Origin of the sequence: Staphylococcus roterodami (genome assembly GCA_022493055.1) — a bacterium.
GTDB lineage: Bacteria > Bacillota > Bacilli > Staphylococcales > Staphylococcaceae > Staphylococcus > Staphylococcus singaporensis.
In genome coordinates, this window is the sequence record CP092781.1 from 823572 (window position 1) to 840374 (window position 16803).

19 protein-coding genes and 1 other RNA gene are annotated in these 16803 nt (G+C 33.4%); 18 read left to right on the top strand and 2 right to left on the bottom strand.

Annotation, left to right across the window (positions count from 1 at the left end; all coding sequences use genetic code 11):
- Nucleotides 1-70 precede the first annotated feature (70 nt).
- From ML436_03955 to ssrA, 10 genes are all read left to right on the top strand, one after another.
- A complete protein-coding gene (locus tag ML436_03955) occupies nt 71-1261 on the top strand; it encodes a phosphoglycerate kinase (GenBank protein UMT78896.1) in 1191 nt (396 codons plus the stop codon).
- Nucleotides 1262-1384: 123 nt separating this feature from the next.
- Entirely contained in the window at nt 1385-2146 is a 762-nt protein-coding gene (gene tpiA / locus ML436_03960) for a triose-phosphate isomerase (GenBank protein UMT78897.1), read from the top strand.
- Between the two features lie 2 nt (nt 2147-2148).
- A complete protein-coding gene (gpmI, locus tag ML436_03965) occupies nt 2149-3666 on the top strand; it encodes a 2,3-bisphosphoglycerate-independent phosphoglycerate mutase (GenBank protein UMT78898.1) in 1518 nt (505 codons plus the stop codon).
- 129 nt (nt 3667-3795) lie between these two features.
- A complete protein-coding gene (eno, locus tag ML436_03970; protein ID UMT78899.1) occupies nt 3796-5100 on the top strand; it encodes a phosphopyruvate hydratase in 1305 nt (434 codons plus the stop codon).
- A gap of 351 nt (nt 5101-5451) precedes the next feature.
- Complete coding sequence (locus ML436_03975; GenBank protein ID UMT78900.1) at nt 5452-5910, top strand: hypothetical protein; 459 nt, start codon at nt 5452-5454, stop codon at nt 5908-5910.
- Between the two features lie 66 nt (nt 5911-5976).
- Nucleotides 5977-6210 (top strand): preprotein translocase subunit SecG, encoded by a 234-nt coding sequence (gene secG / locus ML436_03980; protein ID UMT78901.1) that lies wholly within the window; start codon nt 5977-5979, stop codon nt 6208-6210.
- 116 nt (nt 6211-6326) lie between these two features.
- Nucleotides 6327-7067 (top strand): carboxylesterase, encoded by a 741-nt coding sequence (locus tag ML436_03985; protein UMT78902.1) that lies wholly within the window; start codon nt 6327-6329, stop codon nt 7065-7067.
- A 31-nt stretch (nt 7068-7098) separates the two neighbouring features.
- Nucleotides 7099-9471 carry a ribonuclease R gene (gene rnr, locus ML436_03990; GenBank protein ID UMT78903.1) on the top strand — a complete coding sequence of 791 codons (2373 nt, stop codon included), beginning with the start codon at nt 7099-7101 and terminating at the stop codon, nt 9469-9471.
- A gap of 21 nt (nt 9472-9492) precedes the next feature.
- A complete protein-coding gene (gene smpB, locus ML436_03995) occupies nt 9493-9957 on the top strand; it encodes an SsrA-binding protein SmpB (protein UMT78904.1) in 465 nt (154 codons plus the stop codon).
- Between the two features lie 90 nt (nt 9958-10047).
- Nucleotides 10048-10409, top strand: a transfer-messenger RNA (tmRNA) gene (ssrA, locus tag ML436_04000).
- A gap of 111 nt (nt 10410-10520) precedes the next feature.
- Here ssrA and ML436_04005 read toward each other — a convergent pair.
- Nucleotides 10521-11627 (bottom strand): site-specific integrase, encoded by a 1107-nt coding sequence (locus ML436_04005; GenBank protein ID UMT78905.1) that lies wholly within the window; start codon nt 11625-11627, stop codon nt 10521-10523.
- Nucleotides 11617-12285, bottom strand: coding sequence for a helix-turn-helix transcriptional regulator (locus ML436_04010; GenBank protein ID UMT78906.1), 669 nt, complete (start codon nt 12283-12285; stop codon nt 11617-11619). Before ML436_04010 ends, ML436_04005 begins: the two co-directional genes overlap by 11 nt.
- A gap of 165 nt (nt 12286-12450) precedes the next feature.
- On the opposite strand from ML436_04010, the gene ML436_04015 reads away from it, so the two are divergent.
- The 8 genes from ML436_04015 (at nt 12451) to ML436_04050 (ending at nt 16802) form a co-directional block, all read left to right on the top strand.
- Nucleotides 12451-12669, top strand: a complete 219-nt coding sequence (locus tag ML436_04015) for a helix-turn-helix domain-containing protein (protein ID UMT78907.1) — start codon at nt 12451-12453, stop codon at nt 12667-12669.
- A gap of 11 nt (nt 12670-12680) precedes the next feature.
- The gene (locus tag ML436_04020; GenBank protein UMT78908.1) at nt 12681-12836 is read left to right on the top strand and encodes a pathogenicity island protein; all 156 of its coding nucleotides are present in this window, start codon (nt 12681-12683) and stop codon (nt 12834-12836) included.
- Nucleotides 12821-13024, top strand: a complete 204-nt coding sequence (locus ML436_04025; GenBank protein UMT78909.1) for a pathogenicity island protein — start codon at nt 12821-12823, stop codon at nt 13022-13024. Before ML436_04020 ends, ML436_04025 begins: the two co-directional genes overlap by 16 nt.
- Before the next feature lies 1 nt (nt 13025).
- The gene (locus tag ML436_04030; GenBank protein UMT78910.1) at nt 13026-13409 is read left to right on the top strand and encodes a pathogenicity island protein; all 384 of its coding nucleotides are present in this window, start codon (nt 13026-13028) and stop codon (nt 13407-13409) included.
- On the top strand, nt 13410-13730 hold the full coding sequence (locus ML436_04035) for a DUF1474 family protein (GenBank protein ID UMT78911.1): 321 nt from the start codon (nt 13410-13412) through the stop codon (nt 13728-13730).
- A 65-nt stretch (nt 13731-13795) separates the two neighbouring features.
- On the top strand, nt 13796-14665 hold the full coding sequence (locus ML436_04040; GenBank protein UMT78912.1) for a primase alpha helix C-terminal domain-containing protein: 870 nt from the start codon (nt 13796-13798) through the stop codon (nt 14663-14665).
- A 16-nt stretch (nt 14666-14681) separates the two neighbouring features.
- On the top strand, nt 14682-16148 hold the full coding sequence (locus ML436_04045; GenBank protein UMT78913.1) for a virulence-associated E family protein: 1467 nt from the start codon (nt 14682-14684) through the stop codon (nt 16146-16148).
- Nucleotides 16149-16439: 291 nt separating this feature from the next.
- The gene (locus tag ML436_04050) at nt 16440-16802 is read left to right on the top strand and encodes a pathogenicity island protein (GenBank protein UMT78914.1); all 363 of its coding nucleotides are present in this window, start codon (nt 16440-16442) and stop codon (nt 16800-16802) included.
- The last annotated feature ends 1 nt before the right edge of the window (nt 16803 follow it).

Genomic DNA, 16803 nt, shown 5'->3' on the forward strand with positions numbered 1-16803 from the left:
TAAGCGGGGAGCACAAACGCTTCTCCGCTTATTTTTATATAAAATTTCCTAATTACAAGGAGGAAACACCATGGCTAAAAAAATTGTTTCTGATTTAGATCTTAAAGGCAAAACAGTCTTAGTACGTGCTGACTTTAACGTACCTTTAAAAGACGGTGAAATTACTAATGATAACCGTATTGTTCAAGCTTTACCTACAATTCAATATATTATTGAACAAGGTGGTAAAGTAGTTCTATTTTCACATTTAGGTAAAGTGAAAGAAGAAAGTGATAAAGCTAAATTAACTTTACGTCCAGTAGCTGAAGATTTATCAAAAAAATTAGATAAAGAAGTTGTTTTTGTACCTGAAACTCGTGGTGAAAAACTTGAATCAGCTATTAAAGATCTTAAAGAAGGCGATGTATTATTAGTTGAAAATACACGTTATGAAGATTTAGATGGCAAAAAAGAATCTAAAAATGATCCAGAACTAGGTAAGTACTGGGCTTCTTTAGGTGACGTTTTTGTAAATGATGCATTTGGTACTGCGCATCGTGAACATGCATCTAATGTAGGTATATCTACACACCTAGAAACTGCAGCTGGTTTCTTAATGGATAAAGAAATTAAATTTATCGGTGGTGTAGTTAACGATCCACAAAAACCTGTTATTGCAATTTTAGGTGGAGCAAAAGTATCAGACAAAATTAATGTCATCAAAAACTTAGTTAACATCGCTGATAAAATTATTATTGGTGGTGGCATGGCTTATACTTTCCTAAAAGCACAAGGTAAAGAAATTGGTATTTCATTATTAGAAGAAGATAAGATCGACTTCGCTAAAGATTTATTAGAAAAACATGGTGATAAAATTGTATTACCAGTAGACACTAAAGTTGCTAAAGAATTTTCTAATGATGCAAAAATCACTGTAGTACCATCTGATTCAATTCCTGCGGATCAAGAAGGAATGGATATTGGACCAAATACAGTTAAATTATTTGCTGATGAATTAGAAGGCGCACATACAGTTGTATGGAATGGACCAATGGGTGTATTTGAATTTAGTAATTTCGCTCAAGGTACAATTGGCGTATGTAAAGCAATTGCTAACCTTAAAGATGCTATTACAATCATCGGTGGCGGTGATTCAGCAGCAGCAGCGATTTCTTTAGGATTTGAAAATGACTTTACACATATTTCAACTGGTGGCGGTGCGTCATTAGAATACCTAGAAGGTAAAGAATTACCAGGTATTAAAGCAATTAACGATAAATAATAAAATGATAGTTACAAGGTGATGTGACATGTTTGTTTAACTTTGTTACGGGAAAACTGTCATAAGACGGCAACATGTTTCATCACTTTTCTAAAAATATTTACAAAATAAGGAGTGTCTTTAATGAGAACACCAATTATAGCTGGTAACTGGAAAATGAACAAAACTGTAAAAGAAGCTAAAGACTTCGTTAATGCATTGCCAACATTACCAGATTCAAAAGAAGTTGAATCAGTAATTTGTGCACCAGCAATTCAATTAGATGCATTAACTACTGCAGTTAAAGAAGGAAAAGCACAAGGTTTAGAAATCGGTGCTCAAAATACGTATTTCGAAGATAATGGTGCATTTACAGGAGAAACATCACCTGTTGCATTAGCTGATTTAGGCGTGAAGTACGTTGTTATCGGACATTCTGAACGTCGTGAATTATTCCATGAAACAGATGAAGAAATTAACAAAAAAGCGCATGCGATTTTCAAACATGGTATGACTCCAATTATTTGTGTTGGTGAAACAGACGAAGAACGTGAAAGTGGCAAAGCTAACGATGTTGTAGGTGAACAAGTTAAGAAAGCTGTTGCAGGTTTATCTGAAGATCAACTTAAAGCAACTGTTATTGCTTATGAGCCAATCTGGGCAATTGGAACTGGTAAATCATCAACATCTGAAGATGCAAATGAAATGTGTGCATTTGTACGTCAAACAATTGCTGACCTATCAAGCAAAGAAGTATCAGAAGCTACACGTATTCAATATGGTGGTAGTGTAAAACCTAACAACATTAAAGAATATATGGCACAAACTGATATCGATGGTGCATTAGTAGGTGGCGCGTCACTTAAAGTTGAAGATTTCGTACAATTGTTAGAAGGTGCAAAATAATCATGGCTAAGAAACCAACTGCGTTAATTATTTTAGATGGTTTTGCGAACCGCGAAAGCGAACATGGTAATGCGGTTAAATTAGCGAATAAACCTAATTTTGATCGTTATTACAATAAATATCCAACAACTCAAATCGAAGCGAGTGGCTTAGATGTTGGGCTTCCTGAAGGACAAATGGGTAACTCTGAAGTAGGTCATATGAATATCGGTGCAGGACGTATCGTTTATCAAAGTTTAACTCGAATCAATAAATCAATTGAAGACGGTGACTTCTTTGAAAATGATGTTTTAAATAATGCGATTGCACATGTGAAATCACATGACTCTGCACTTCATATTTTTGGTTTATTGTCTGACGGTGGAGTACACAGTCATTACAAACATTTATTCGCTTTGTTAGAACTTGCTAAAAAACAAGGTGTTGAAAAAGTTTACGTACACGCATTTTTAGATGGTCGTGACGTAGATCAAAAATCTGCCTTAAAATATATCGAAGAGACTGAAGCTAAATTCAAAGAATTAGGAATTGGTCAATTTGCATCTGTGTCTGGTCGTTATTACGCGATGGACCGTGACAAACGTTGGGAACGTGAAGAAAAAGCTTACAATGCAATTCGTAACTTTGACGCGCCAACATTTGCAACTGCAAAAGAAGGTGTAGAAGCAAGTTATAATGAAGGTTTAACAGACGAATTCGTAGTACCATTCATCGTTGAAGATCAAAATAACGGTGTTAATGATGGAGATGCAGTAATCTTCTATAATTTCCGTCCTGATAGAGCAGCTCAATTATCGGAAATTTTTGCTAACAGAGCATTTGAAGGTTTTAAAGTTGAACAAGTTAAAGACTTATTCTACGCAACGTTCACTAAGTATAACGACAATATCGATGCAGCAATTGTTTTCGAAAAAGTCGATTTAAATAATACAATTGGTGAAATTGCTCAAAATAATAATTTGACACAATTACGTATTGCTGAAACTGAAAAATATCCTCACGTAACATACTTTATGAGTGGTGGACGTAATGAGGAATTTGAAGGTGAACGTCGTCGTTTAATCGATTCACCTAAAGTTGCAACATATGACTTGAAACCAGAAATGAGTGCTTACGAAGTTAAAGATGCATTATTAGAAGAGTTAAACAAAGGTGACTTGGACTTAATTATTTTAAACTTTGCTAACCCAGATATGGTCGGTCATAGTGGTATGCTTGAACCTACAATCAAAGCGATTGAAGCGGTTGATGAATGTTTAGGTGAAGTAGTTGATAAGATCTTAGAAATGGACGGCTATGCAATCATAACTGCTGACCATGGTAACTCAGATCAAGTATTAACTGATGATGACCAACCAATGACTACGCATACGACAAATCCAGTACCAGTAATAGTAACAAAAGAAGGCGTTACATTACGTGAAACTGGACGTCTAGGTGACTTAGCACCAACATTATTAGATTTATTAAATGTTGAACAACCAGAAGATATGACTGGTGAATCATTAATTAAACACTAATGTTGTAAAAGATGTTAATTAAACGCTTAATGACACTTATTTTTTGAAATTAATAGTAATATCATTTTGTTAAATGAAAGAATAAAGCTATAATAATTATAGAATATCTATTTAAAGGAGATTATAAACATGCCAATTATTACAGATGTTTACGCTCGCGAAGTCTTAGACTCTCGTGGTAACCCAACTGTTGAAGTAGAAGTATTAACTGAAAGTGGCGCATTTGGTCGTGCATTAGTACCATCAGGTGCTTCAACTGGTGAACATGAAGCCGTTGAATTACGTGACGGTGACAAATCACGTTACTTAGGTAAAGGTGTTACTAAAGCCGTTGAAAATGTTAATGAAATCATCGCACCAGAAATTATTGAAGGTGAATTTTCAGTATTAGATCAAGTATCTATCGATAAAATGATGATCGCATTAGACGGTACACCAAACAAAGGTAAATTAGGTGCTAACGCTATTTTAGGTGTTTCTATTGCAGTAGCACGTGCAGCAGCTGACTTATTAGGTCAACCACTTTACAAATATTTAGGTGGATTTAACGGTAAACAATTACCAGTACCAATGATGAATATTGTAAATGGTGGTTCACACTCTGATGCACCAATCGCTTTCCAAGAATTCATGATTTTACCTGTTGGTGCTAAAACGTTTAAAGAATCATTACGTTGGGGTACTGAAATTTTCCACAACTTAAAATCAATTTTAAGCAAACGTGGTTTAGAAACTGCAGTAGGTGACGAAGGTGGTTTCGCTCCTAAATTTGAAGGTACTGAAGATGCTGTTGAAACAATTATCCAAGCTATCGAAGCAGCTGGTTACAAACCAGGTGAAGAAGTATTCTTAGGATTTGACTGTGCTTCATCAGAATTCTACGAAAATGGTGTATATGACTACAGCAAGTTCGAAGGCGAACACGGTGCAAAACGTACTGCTGCAGAACAAGTTGACTACTTAGAACAATTAGTAGACAAATATCCTATCATTACAATTGAAGACGGTATGGACGAAAACGACTGGGATGGTTGGAAACAACTTACAGAACGTATCGGTGACCGTGTACAATTAGTAGGTGACGATTTATTCGTAACAAACACTGAAATTTTAGCTAAAGGTATTGAAAACGGAATTGGTAACTCAATCTTAATCAAAGTTAACCAAATCGGTACATTAACTGAAACATTCGATGCAATCGAAATGGCTCAAAAAGCTGGTTACACAGCAGTAGTTTCTCACCGTTCAGGTGAAACAGAAGATACAACAATTGCTGATATCGCTGTTGCTACAAACGCTGGTCAAATTAAAACTGGTTCATTATCACGTACTGATCGTATTGCTAAATACAATCAATTATTACGTATCGAAGATGAATTATTTGAAACTGCTAAATATGATGGTATCAAATCATTCTACAACTTAGATAAATAATTTTCTTTATAATCAAATGCTGACATAATTTTAGTTGAGGATTATTATGACGGTATAAATTAAATAAAGATTTTGAGTTCACGCTTAAATAAGTTCACGCTTAAATTTATAGCCTGCCGCAGAGTTGAGACTGTGGTAGGTTTTTTATTTGGATGGCTTCAAATCATTATTTATAAGGGTTTAGATAAATCGTGAGATAGCCTATAACACATATTTAACTTGTATTATGAAACTGGTATAATTAAATTTAGATGAATAGGTTTAAAAGAGGATTTTAATCATTTTGTTAAAGATATTAAATAATCGACTGTCTTTTAAAAGACGATATTTATATAGATGAGGAGTAAACGGATGGCTGATATAACAAATAAAGAAATTAAAACAGGGCGCTTCATTGCAGTCGCTTCAATCGTATTTTCAATACTACTAATCATTCATTATTTTGTTTCACTTGATAATGCGACAGCTAAAGCATTGCTCAATCTTACAAATCAAAACACATCTGACAAAGCTGTTGAATATATATTAAATAGTTTTAGATTCACAGGAATTATGTATATTTTAGCATACTTAGCAGGCTTCATCACAATTTGGAATCGTCACACATACGTTTGGTGGTTTATGTTTGCGGTATATGTTTCAAATAGTTTATTTACTATTATAAATTTATCAATCACTATACAGGCTATAAAAGCAGCACATGGTGCATATTTAACATTACCAATCTTAATCGTTATTATTGGATCAACGGCACTTGCAATTTATATGCTTGTTGTTTCAATTAAGCGTAAAAGTACATTTAATCGCTAGAAAATTGATTTTAACAATAAAAATATGATATACTACTTGTCGTATATAAGGAACGGAGGACAATTTATGCATACATTTTTAATCGTATTATTAATCATTGATTGTATTGCATTAATAACTGTTGTACTACTCCAAGAAGGTAAAAGCAGTGGACTTTCAGGTGCCATCAGTGGTGGTGCTGAGCAGTTATTCGGTAAACAAAAACAACGTGGCGTCGATTTATTCTTAAATAGATTAACAATTATTTTATCAATATTATTTTTTGTGCTTATGATTTGCATAAGTTATCTTGGTATGTAAGGTCCGACGATGTAAATGTCGGGCTTTTTTATTTATAATTAAGAATGTAATAGTTTAACAATAAGCTATGTAAAAATATATAGCCTAGTTAAGTATGCAAAGGGAGCGTTAGATTTATGCAGATAAAATTACCAAAACCTTTCTTTTTTGAAGAAGGCAAACGTGCCGTGTTATTATTACATGGATTTACAGGCAATTCGTCTGATGTACGTCAATTAGGTCGATTTTTACAAAAAAAAGGATATACTTCGTATGCACCACAATATGAAGGTCACGCAGCACCACCAGAGGAAATACTGAAATCTAGTCCTTTCGTTTGGTTTAAAGATGCATTAGATGGTTATGATTATCTTGTTAAACAAGGTTATGATGAAATTGTTGTTGCTGGTCTATCATTAGGTGGGGATTTTGCTTTAAAATTAAGCTTAAATAGAGATGTAAAGGGTATTGTAACGATGTGTGCACCAATGGGTGGCAAAACTGAAGGTACCATTTACGAAGGATTTTTAGAGTATGCACGTAATTTTAAAAAGTATGAAGGTAAAGATCAAGAGACTATTGATAATGAAATGAATCATTTTAAACCAACAGAAACTTTAAAAGAACTAAGTGAAGCATTAGATACAATTAAAGAGCAAGTTGATGAAGTGTTAGATCCTATTTTAGTGATTCAAGCAGAAAACGACAAAATGATTGATCCACAATCCGCAAATTATATATATGACCATGTAGATTCTGATGACAAAGACATCAAGTGGTATAGTCAATCAGGACATGTTATTACGATTGATAAAGAGAAAGAACAAGTATTTGAAGATATTTATCAATTTTTAGAGTCATTAGACTGGTCAGAATAAAAAGATTTTAAAATTAGAAAGGAGGGGCATAATGAATTTAAAGCAATCTATAGAAGAAATTATTAATAAACCTGAATATGAACCTATGTCGGTATCAGATTTTCAAGATGCATTAGGTTTAAGCAGTGCCGACTCATTTAGAGATTTAATTAAGGTGCTCGTAGAATTAGAACAATCAGGATTAATTGAACGTACAAAAACAGACAGATATCAAAAAAATCATAGTTCAAAAGGTCAATCAAAATTGATAAAAGGAACTTTAAGTCAAAACAAGAAAGGTTTTGCTTTCCTAAGACCTGAAGATGAGGATATGGAAGATATATTTATTCCCCCAACAAAAATTAATCGTGCCTTAGACGGAGATACTGTAATTGTAGAAATACATCAATCTAAAGGTGAACATAAAGGTAAAATCGAAGGGGAAGTTAAGTCGATTGAGAAGCATTCTGTAACTCAAGTTGTTGGTACGTATAGTGAAGCTAGACATTTCGGATTTGTTATTCCAGATGATAAACGTATTATGCAAGATATTTTCATTCCTAAAGGTCAAAGTTTAGGCGCAGTCGATGGTCATAAGGTACTTGTACAAATTACTAAGTATGCTGATGGTTCAGATAATCCTGAAGGGCATATTTCAGCAATATTAGGACATAAAAATGATCCAGGTGTAGATATTTTATCTATCATTTATCAACATGGTATTGAAATTGAGTTTCCTGATGAAGTATTACAAGAAGCTGAAGCAGTACCTGATCATATTGAAAATAATGAAATTAAAGGCCGTCATGATTTACGTGATGAATTGACAATCACAATTGATGGTGCGGATGCTAAAGACTTAGATGATGCAATCAGTGTTAAAAAATTAGCGAACGGTCATACGCAATTAACTGTAAGTATTGCTGATGTCAGTTATTATGTAACTGAAGATTCAGCTTTAGATAAAGAAGCTTATGATAGAGCGACAAGTGTATATCTTGTTGACCGTGTGATTCCGATGATTCCACATCGATTAAGCAATGGTATTTGTTCATTGAATCCTCACGTTGATCGTTTAACGTTAAGCTGTCGTATGGAAATCGATGATAGTGGTCGCGTTGTAAAACATGATATCTTTGATAGTGTGATTCATTCTGATTATCGAATGACGTATGATGCAGTTAACCAGATTATTACCGAAAAGGATCCTAACATTCGCGAGCAATATAAAGAAATTACGCCTATGTTAGATTTAGCACAAGATTTATCTAATCGTTTGATTCAAATGAGAAAACGACGTGGTGAAATCGATTTTGATATTAGTGAAGCAAAAGTATTAGTTAACGAAGATGGTATACCAACAGATGTTCAATTAAGACAACGTGGCGAAGGTGAACGTCTAATTGAATCATTTATGTTAATTGCAAATGAAACAGTTGCTGAACATTTTAGTAAGCTAGACGTACCATTTATTTACCGTGTCCATGAACAGCCTAAATCAGAGCGGTTAAGACAATTCTTTGATTTTATTACTAACTTTGGCATTATGATTAAAGGAACAGGCGAAGATATTCATCCTACAACTCTTCAAAAGGTTCAAGAAGAAGTAGAAGGTCGTCCAGAACAAATGGTCATTTCAACAATGATGTTGCGTTCAATGCAACAAGCGCACTATGATGATGTGAACTTAGGTCATTTCGGCTTATCAGCTGAATATTATACACATTTTACATCACCAATTAGACGTTATCCTGACTTAACGGTTCATCGATTGATCCGTAAGTATTTAATTGAGAAATCAATGGATAATAAAGAAGTGAAGCGTTGGGAAGACAAATTGCCTGAGTTAGCTGAGCATACTTCTAAACGTGAACGTCGTGCTATTGAGGCAGAACGTGACACTGATGAATTGAAAAAAGCAGAATATATGATTCAACATATTGGCGATGAGTTTGAAGGTATTGTCAGCTCAGTTGCGAACTTTGGTATGTTCATTGAATTACCAAATACGATTGAAGGTATGGTTCATATTGCAAATATGACCGATGATTATTACCGTTTCGAAGAACGTCAAATGGCATTAATTGGTGAGCGTCAAGCTAAAGTATTTAGAATTGGTGACACAGTTAAGGTTAAAGTGACACATGTTGATGTAGATGAGCGATTAATTGATTTTCAAATTGTAGGTATGCCTTTACCGAAAAATGATCGATCACAGCGACCAGCACGTGGTAAGACAATTCAAGCCAAAACGCGTGGTAAATCATTAGATAAATCGAAATCTGATGATAAAGGACGTAAGAAAAAAGGCAAGCAGCGTAAAGGTAAAAACCAACGTAATAATGACAAATCAGGAAATAGTAAGCATAAGCCATTTTATAAAGATAAAAGTGTGAAAAAGAAAGCACGTCGTAAGAAAAAATAAGCAGCAATGAGGTGAGTATGAATGGCTAAGAAGAAATCACCAGGTACATTAGCGGAAAATCGTAAAGCAAGACATGATTATAATATTGAAGACACGATTGAAGCGGGAATCGTATTACAAGGTACAGAAATAAAATCGATTCGCCGAGGTAGTGCTAACCTTAAAGATAGTTACGCGCAAGTTAAAAACGGTGAAATGTATTTGAATAATATGCATATAGCACCATACGAAGAAGGGAATCGTTTTAATCACGATCCTCTTCGTTCTCGAAAATTATTATTGCACAAACGTGAAATCATTAAATTGGGTGATCAAACACGTGAAATTGGTTATTCGATCGTGCCTTTAAAGCTTTATTTGAAGCATGGACATTGTAAAGTATTACTTGGTGTCGCACGAGGTAAGAAAAAGTATGATAAGCGCCAAGCTTTGAAGGAAAAAGCAGTCAAACGAGATGTTGCACGCGATATGAAAGCCCGTTATTAAGCGATTTGGTTGCTTAATCGGGCTATATTTGATATAGTTATATGTGCTTTTGTAAATTATAAAAGTATGATTTGTTTGATTTATTATTGAGGGGACGTTTATGGATTCGACAGGGGTCCCCCGAGCTCATTAAGCGTGTCGGAGGGTTGTCTTCGTCATCAACACACACAGTTTATAATAACTGGCAAATCAAACAATAATTTCGCAGTAGCTGCCTAATCGCACTCTGCATCGCCTAACAGCATTTCCTATGTGCTGTTAACGCGATTCAACCTTAATAGGATATGCTAAACACTGCCGTTTGAAGTCTGTTTAGAAGAAACTTAATCAAACTAGCATCATGTTGGTTGTTTATCACTTTTCATGATGCGAAACCTATCGATAAACTACACACGTAGAAAGATGTGTATCAGGACCTTTGGACGCGGGTTCAAATCCCGCCGTCTCCATTATATAGTCTGCGACCTTAGTGGTTGTAGGCTTTTTATTTTTGAGTGCACAGATAGTGCACAGAAAATGCACAGGATACAAAAAAGACACCACCAATTTTAGTTGGTAGTGCCTTATAAGTATTTAACTATTTCTTTCTGTGTACTAGGATATAAATGACCATATCGGTTATACACTTCTGTCGTATCGCTGTGACCTAAACGCTGAGCTATAATCATTACACTAGCCCCTAGATTAACTAACATAGATGCATGACTATGTCTTAACTCGTGTATAACGATTCTAGGGAAATTTTGTCCGTTTGGTAATTGCTCATCCAACACTTTTAATGCGTTAGTAAACCAACGATCAATAGTAGACTCGCTATAAGCTTTATTGAATGTGCCAAATAATACATAATCATCTTTAAATATGTTATTTTCTTTATACCAATTTAAATAATCTTTGATGTCATCCATCATGTGAGTAGGCAAATATATATCACGTATGGCTGACTTCGTTTTAGGGGCTGTCACTTCACCGTGATAGTCCGTTTTGTTTATATGGATAAAGTCATCATCAAAGTTAATATCGCGCCATGTGAGCGCTCTGATTTCGCCTTTACGTGCTCCAGAGTAAAACAATAGCTTAAAGAATAACTTTTGTTGCTGTGTGGCTAATGAGTCATAGAATTGGTTGAATTGTTCTAACGTCCAATAGTTAAGACGTTTCTGTGATTCTATTTCAAAATTACCTACGAGTGATGCTACATTTTGTTTTAACTCATGAAACTTCATTGCATGATTCAGTAATGATACTAAATATACATGCATCTTCTTTAAGTAGTCTCCAGAATGCCCCTCTTTTAACTTCTTATTCTGAAATTTCATCACATCCTGTGTAGTCATTTTAAATACATCCATAGATTTAAAATAAGGTAGCAAGTGGTTATTTGTATGTGTTTTTAATGCTTTTACACTTGATGTCTTTCGGCGCGCTGAATACCAGTCTATATACTCTTCAACGAGTTTGTCAAAGGGCAATCTATTAAGCTGTCCGACTCCCTCTAATTCGTCCATCATATCGTTGCATTTCTTAACTGCGTCTTTACGTTGTTTAAAACCCTTACGTGTTATGTACTTACGAGTATTGCTCTTGTCATAGTAAGTGATACGGAAATAATAAGTGTCACGTTTAGCGTCTTTATATATGTTGTGGGATAAGTTTAAATTATGTGTCATGAGTATCACCTAATTCTTTTTGCAAATAGTTGAAAATCATACTTTTGTTAAAAGAATCTAATTCTTTAATCTTTTCTATTACATGACGTGCATCATTGAATTCATGAGGATCTTTACTAATTGAATATTTAAAAGAAATATCAAATTTAGAATTAAATATTTCATTGTTCAAATAAAGAGAAATATCGTCTTTAGTTTTCTCATAATCACTTTTTAACTTAATTAAGGTTGTTAAAGTATTTTCAAGATTATTTTCAACAAAATAGAAATACTCTTCGCTTTTTAAGTAAGCATTTAAGGTTACTTCATAATGATCTTGCATAGGTCCTTTAATATTTCTTATATCATGGGAAAATATGTAACGTTTATCGTTGATAAATACATCATTCTCTATTACTAAATCTTCTGTGTCGTGATAATCAACACTATACATCTCGATTTTACCCAATCTAACATCTAATTTTGAAAATATTAAAAAATCGCTCATCTTTATATTAAAAAGTTTGCATATGCTTTCGATTACATCATAACGAATACTTTTATTTTCATTTCTGATTAGAGATAACAATGTGGGACGTGTGATATTTGTTTCTTCAGATATTTTAGTTTGTGTAATTCCATAATCGTTCATGAGTATTTTAAGCGTATTAAATATCATATTTAAATCTCCTTGTATGAAAATATTTTTTGCATAACTAGATAATAACGTAAAAAACATTTGCAATAAAGGAAAACATATGATTTAATTATAAATGTAAAATATAACTTCAAAAAACAACTAAAACGAATGAATATTTTACAAAAATATATGGAGGTTCTGTAAATGACAAATTTAGTTTATCCAATGTTATACATTGCTAGAAAAGAAAAAGGTGACACACAAAAGAAAGTTGCTAGCAAACTTGGTATTAGTCCACAACGTTACCAGTTAAAGGAAAGTGGTAAAGCAATATTTAATTTAAATGAGTGTCAGATTCTTTCGGAAATGTATAATATGCCAATTGATGAGTTGTTTTCATCAAAAATTAAAGTAGGAAAATAGGAGGCAAGGCAATGAAAATGTACTTAACTTATATTTGCTTAGTTTCATTGTTGACAATTTTATTACTAGCAATATCTAACATGTATGTCGCTTTTAGCGTGTACGGCATGATGGTAACTTATGGATTTAATTTAACAGGAGAGATTACAACGTGCGAAAACAAGTGATTATTACAAAAACAGTATTTGGCTGGTACAACATTAAAGATACTCAACATAATTTAATGTTAAATATACCGCCAAAAGTATTTGAACAGTACTTTCCTGATGTTAGTAAAGATGTTCAAGTTGCGTGTTTAGAAATGGATTTACCAAAAATTACAGAAATTAAAAATAAGAAAAAGGTAGGTAGTTAAGATGGAAATCAAACAAAAATATCAATTATCAAAAGTGGTTCAAATATTAGAATTAGTATTATACGAGAAAAGTAAGCTTTATGATAATGTTAGTTATCGCAATGAGGATGCAGTATTTTATGAACATGCTTTAAAGTTAGTTCATACTGGATTGTTCAATGTTCTTGCTGAATTAGATTTTAAAGATGAAGCGTTTTTAATTCTTGATGAAGTAACAATGACCTTAAGTAATGTCATGAAAGAAACACAAGATGTTTACCGTTATAGTGTCATGGATGATAAAGGCGAGCATAAACATATAACAGATCGCAAAGGACATGTGATTGGAATGTTAGAGTGGGCATTAGATTACATTGTAGGAAATATTGAAGTGGAGGAACTATAAATGAATTGGGAAATTAAAGATTTGATGTGTGATATTGAAGTGATAAAAGAAAAAATCAATGATGTAGCTATCAAACACGGTTGGTTCGTTGAAGATAAATTTGTCAAAAATAAATTAGAAACAAAACGAGAACATATTACTTTTTCAGCTAGCTATTTAGAACATCGTATACAAAATGAACATACAGTTGAGTTATTACAGGTTTATTTAAAAGAGTTCGATGAACTTATACAAAAATTTCAGGAAATAGAAAAAGCATCATCTGATATAAGTTTGACGACAGAATCAGATGATGTGCAGAAATTAAAAATCACAGAGTGATTAATAAAAAGAACTATTTTTATTATAACATCTTTGCTCTGTTGTTTCATTAGAAGGTGTAAAAAATGAATGAAATTAAATTAGAATATGATACACAAGTATCAGTGGTACATTATGAAAGTTTAGACTCACGTTCATTTAAGAGCTTTTCAAAACCTAAATGGAGTAAGTTAATTAATAAACTGTCTGTGCCTATAGAAGCAAATTATAAGTATGCACGTGGTGTTGCTGTATATGGTGATATTAAAGACAATACAAATGATCATGGTGAAATTATCAAAAAGCATCGAAACGATAAAAATGTCATATATAGAAATGTGATTGTACTTGATTACGATGAAATAAATGATTTAAAACAACTACATGACGCAATCAGCTCAGTTTTAAGCAGTGTTGCATGGTATTGGCACACATCTTTTAGCCATACAACTGAACAAGCTAGAATACGCTTGTATATCCCTCTAAATGAGCGAATAAGTGCAGATGATTATCGTAAATATACAAAAGTATTAGCAAATAAAATTGGCCATAAAGTGGATGAAGGTTCGTATCAGCCAAGTAGATGTTTTGCGTTACCAGTTATTCAAAAAGGACACATATTTATTAAGCGAGTGAATGACTGTCCAATTATGGATGTTGATATGCTCGAACAGTGGTCAAAGGAGTATAAACAATCAAATGGTAGTCCTAATATCAAAGGGTACACACGACGTGATAGTGCGTATTGGCGAGATATAGCTTTTGGTGTAAGTGAGGGAGAGCGCAATTCAACATTGGCTTCAATTACAGGTTATCTTTTGCGTAGGTATGTAGATCCAAACTTAGTTTATGGGTTAGTGAGTGCGTGGGCGAGTGTATGCAAACCACCTATTAATCAAAGTGAAGTAAACAATACTTTTAAAAGTATTTTGAAAAAAGATAGTAAAAGCAGTTAGAAATGGAGGTTTTTGTTTGGAAAATGTAACAAATGATGAAGTGTTTGAAATGATTGATAGTAGAACCGGTGTTTTAAATGCTAATGATTGGAAAAGTCAATTAAGGCGTTCTGCTACTACACAAGCATTGAAAAAAACGACTACAAATGCTGAAATCATATTGTGTAATGATGAGAGTTTAAAAGGGCTAGTACAATATGACGCTTTTGAAAAAGTAACCAAGCTGAAACGTCTACCGTATTGGAGGTCAAAAGGGGATGCGAATTATTATTGGGCTGATATAGATACCACACATGTGATTTCACATATTGATAAATTGTATAATGTGCAGTTTAGCCGCGATCTTATTGATACTGTAATTGAAAAGGAAGCATATCAAAATAGATTCCACCCTATTAAATCGATGATTGAATCTAAATCATGGGATGGAATCAAAAGAATTGAAACGCTCTTCATTGATTATTTAGGTGCTGAAGATAATCACTACAATCGAGAAGTTACAAAAAAATGGATGATGGGTGCAGTTGCTAGAATCTATCAGCCAGGTATTAAATATGATTCCATGATTATTTTATATGGTGGTCAAGGTGTTGGGAAATCTACGGCAGTGAGTAAATTGGGAGGTCATTGGTATAACCAAAGTATTAAAACGTTTAAAGGTGATGAGGTCTATAAGAAATTGCAGGGTTCTTGGATATGTGAAATTGAAGAACTGTCGGCATTTCAAAAGTCTACTATTGAAGATATTAAGGGGTTTATAAGTGCCATTGTAGATATTTATAGAGCTTCGTATGGTAAACGCACAGAGCGTCATCCTAGACAGTGTGTGTTTGTAGGTACAACCAATAACTATGAGTTTTTAAAAGACCAAACAGGCAATCGTCGTTTTTTTCCTATTACGACAGATAAAAATAAAGCAACTAAAAGCCCGTTTGACGATCTAACACCAGATGTTGTGCAACAAATGTTTGCCGAAGCTAAAGTATATTTTGATGAGAATCCAACGGATAAAGCATTGTTATTAGATAAAGAAGATAGCGAAACTGCATTGAAAGTTCAAGAAGAGCATTCTGAAAAAGATGCTTTAGTCGGTGAAATTGAAGAATTTCTTGAGCGTCCTATTCCATCTGACTATTGGTATAGAACATTAGAAGAAAAAAGAATATCTGCTCACGATGTTATAGACCATGATTACATTAAATTATATGGTGACGGTAAATTAATTGAATTACCAAATACAAAACCAGGTGCTTATGTATGGCGTGACAAAGTATGTAGTATGGAAATTTGGAAAGTGATGATGAAACGAGATGACCAACCACAACAACATCATTTAAGAAAGATTGATAAAGCATTAAGAAATACACGATATTGTAGCACAGTGAAAAAGCAAACACGCTATGGTGAAGGTATAGGGAAGCAGTATGGTTTTAGCATAGATTTATCTTCTTACTACAAGGAACTTAAAGTCGAATCGTCATAAATTTTAGGACAGTAAGACACTTATAAGACATGTTTAAGACACCTTTAATCCCTTGTGACAGTAATGTCATGCTATAAGTGTCTTGGTGTCTTGATAGTTTTAAGTTAAAAGTTTTACAGAATATATACACAAAAGTACGAAATATAGATATGTAGATAGTAAATAGGGAGACAGTAAGACAGATTAATCAAAACCCTTGAGGGAGTAAGAATTGAAGGGTGTCTTTGCGTGTCCTAAAAAAACAATGCAAATAAGACAGTGGGACACCTATACAATTTTAGGAGGAATAAAATGAACAAGAATGAATTAAAATCAGAAATTTTAGAATATATAGAATCACACGATGGAACTACTTTTGTAGAAATAGAAAATGTATTCGAAGAAAATAACTTTGATTATAAAGGTGATGGGGCATATACAAGTGGCCAACATCCAAATGTGGTGTTTTGGATTGGATGGAACCAAGAAGCATTTAATATCATTGCTGAACTTAAACGAGATGGATTAATTGAGATGGATATTTGTCCGCCAATTATTTATCTAGTTGATGGTAAAGGGTTGGATTTTCCTATTGTAAGGTCAAAAAATATTAAAACAGATCATTGGTTGCCTGTCACGTTTACAATTAGTAAGAAAGAAACGGAGTGTGTCTAAT

What these genes read in the sequence shown, in the direction of transcription:
- ML436_04050 (UMT78914.1), top strand. Translation starts at nt 16,440, where the DNA reads ATGAACAAGAATGAATTAAAATCAGAAATTTTAGAATATATAGAATCA.
- ML436_03955 (UMT78896.1), top strand. Translation starts at nt 71, where the DNA reads ATGGCTAAAAAAATTGTTTCTGATTTAGATCTTAAAGGCAAAACAGTC.
- smpB (UMT78904.1), top strand. Translation starts at nt 9,493, where the DNA reads ATGGCTAAGAAGAAATCACCAGGTACATTAGCGGAAAATCGTAAAGCA.
- ML436_04010 (UMT78906.1), bottom strand. Translation starts at nt 12,285, where the DNA reads ATGATATTTAATACGCTTAAAATACTCATGAACGATTATGGAATTACA.
- eno (UMT78899.1), top strand. Translation starts at nt 3,796, where the DNA reads ATGCCAATTATTACAGATGTTTACGCTCGCGAAGTCTTAGACTCTCGT.
- rnr (UMT78903.1), top strand. Translation starts at nt 7,099, where the DNA reads ATGAATTTAAAGCAATCTATAGAAGAAATTATTAATAAACCTGAATAT.
- tpiA (UMT78897.1), top strand. Translation starts at nt 1,385, where the DNA reads ATGAGAACACCAATTATAGCTGGTAACTGGAAAATGAACAAAACTGTA.
- gpmI (UMT78898.1), top strand. Translation starts at nt 2,149, where the DNA reads ATGGCTAAGAAACCAACTGCGTTAATTATTTTAGATGGTTTTGCGAAC.
- secG (UMT78901.1), top strand. Translation starts at nt 5,977, where the DNA reads ATGCATACATTTTTAATCGTATTATTAATCATTGATTGTATTGCATTA.
- ML436_04005 (UMT78905.1), bottom strand. Translation starts at nt 11,627, where the DNA reads ATGACACATAATTTAAACTTATCCCACAACATATATAAAGACGCTAAA.
- ML436_04035 (UMT78911.1), top strand. Translation starts at nt 13,410, where the DNA reads ATGAATTGGGAAATTAAAGATTTGATGTGTGATATTGAAGTGATAAAA.
- ML436_04020 (UMT78908.1), top strand. Translation starts at nt 12,681, where the DNA reads ATGAAAATGTACTTAACTTATATTTGCTTAGTTTCATTGTTGACAATT.
- ML436_03975 (UMT78900.1), top strand. Translation starts at nt 5,452, where the DNA reads ATGGCTGATATAACAAATAAAGAAATTAAAACAGGGCGCTTCATTGCA.
- ML436_04030 (UMT78910.1), top strand. Translation starts at nt 13,026, where the DNA reads ATGGAAATCAAACAAAAATATCAATTATCAAAAGTGGTTCAAATATTA.
- ML436_03985 (UMT78902.1), top strand. Translation starts at nt 6,327, where the DNA reads ATGCAGATAAAATTACCAAAACCTTTCTTTTTTGAAGAAGGCAAACGT.
- ML436_04015 (UMT78907.1), top strand. Translation starts at nt 12,451, where the DNA reads ATGACAAATTTAGTTTATCCAATGTTATACATTGCTAGAAAAGAAAAA.
- ML436_04040 (UMT78912.1), top strand. Translation starts at nt 13,796, where the DNA reads ATGAATGAAATTAAATTAGAATATGATACACAAGTATCAGTGGTACAT.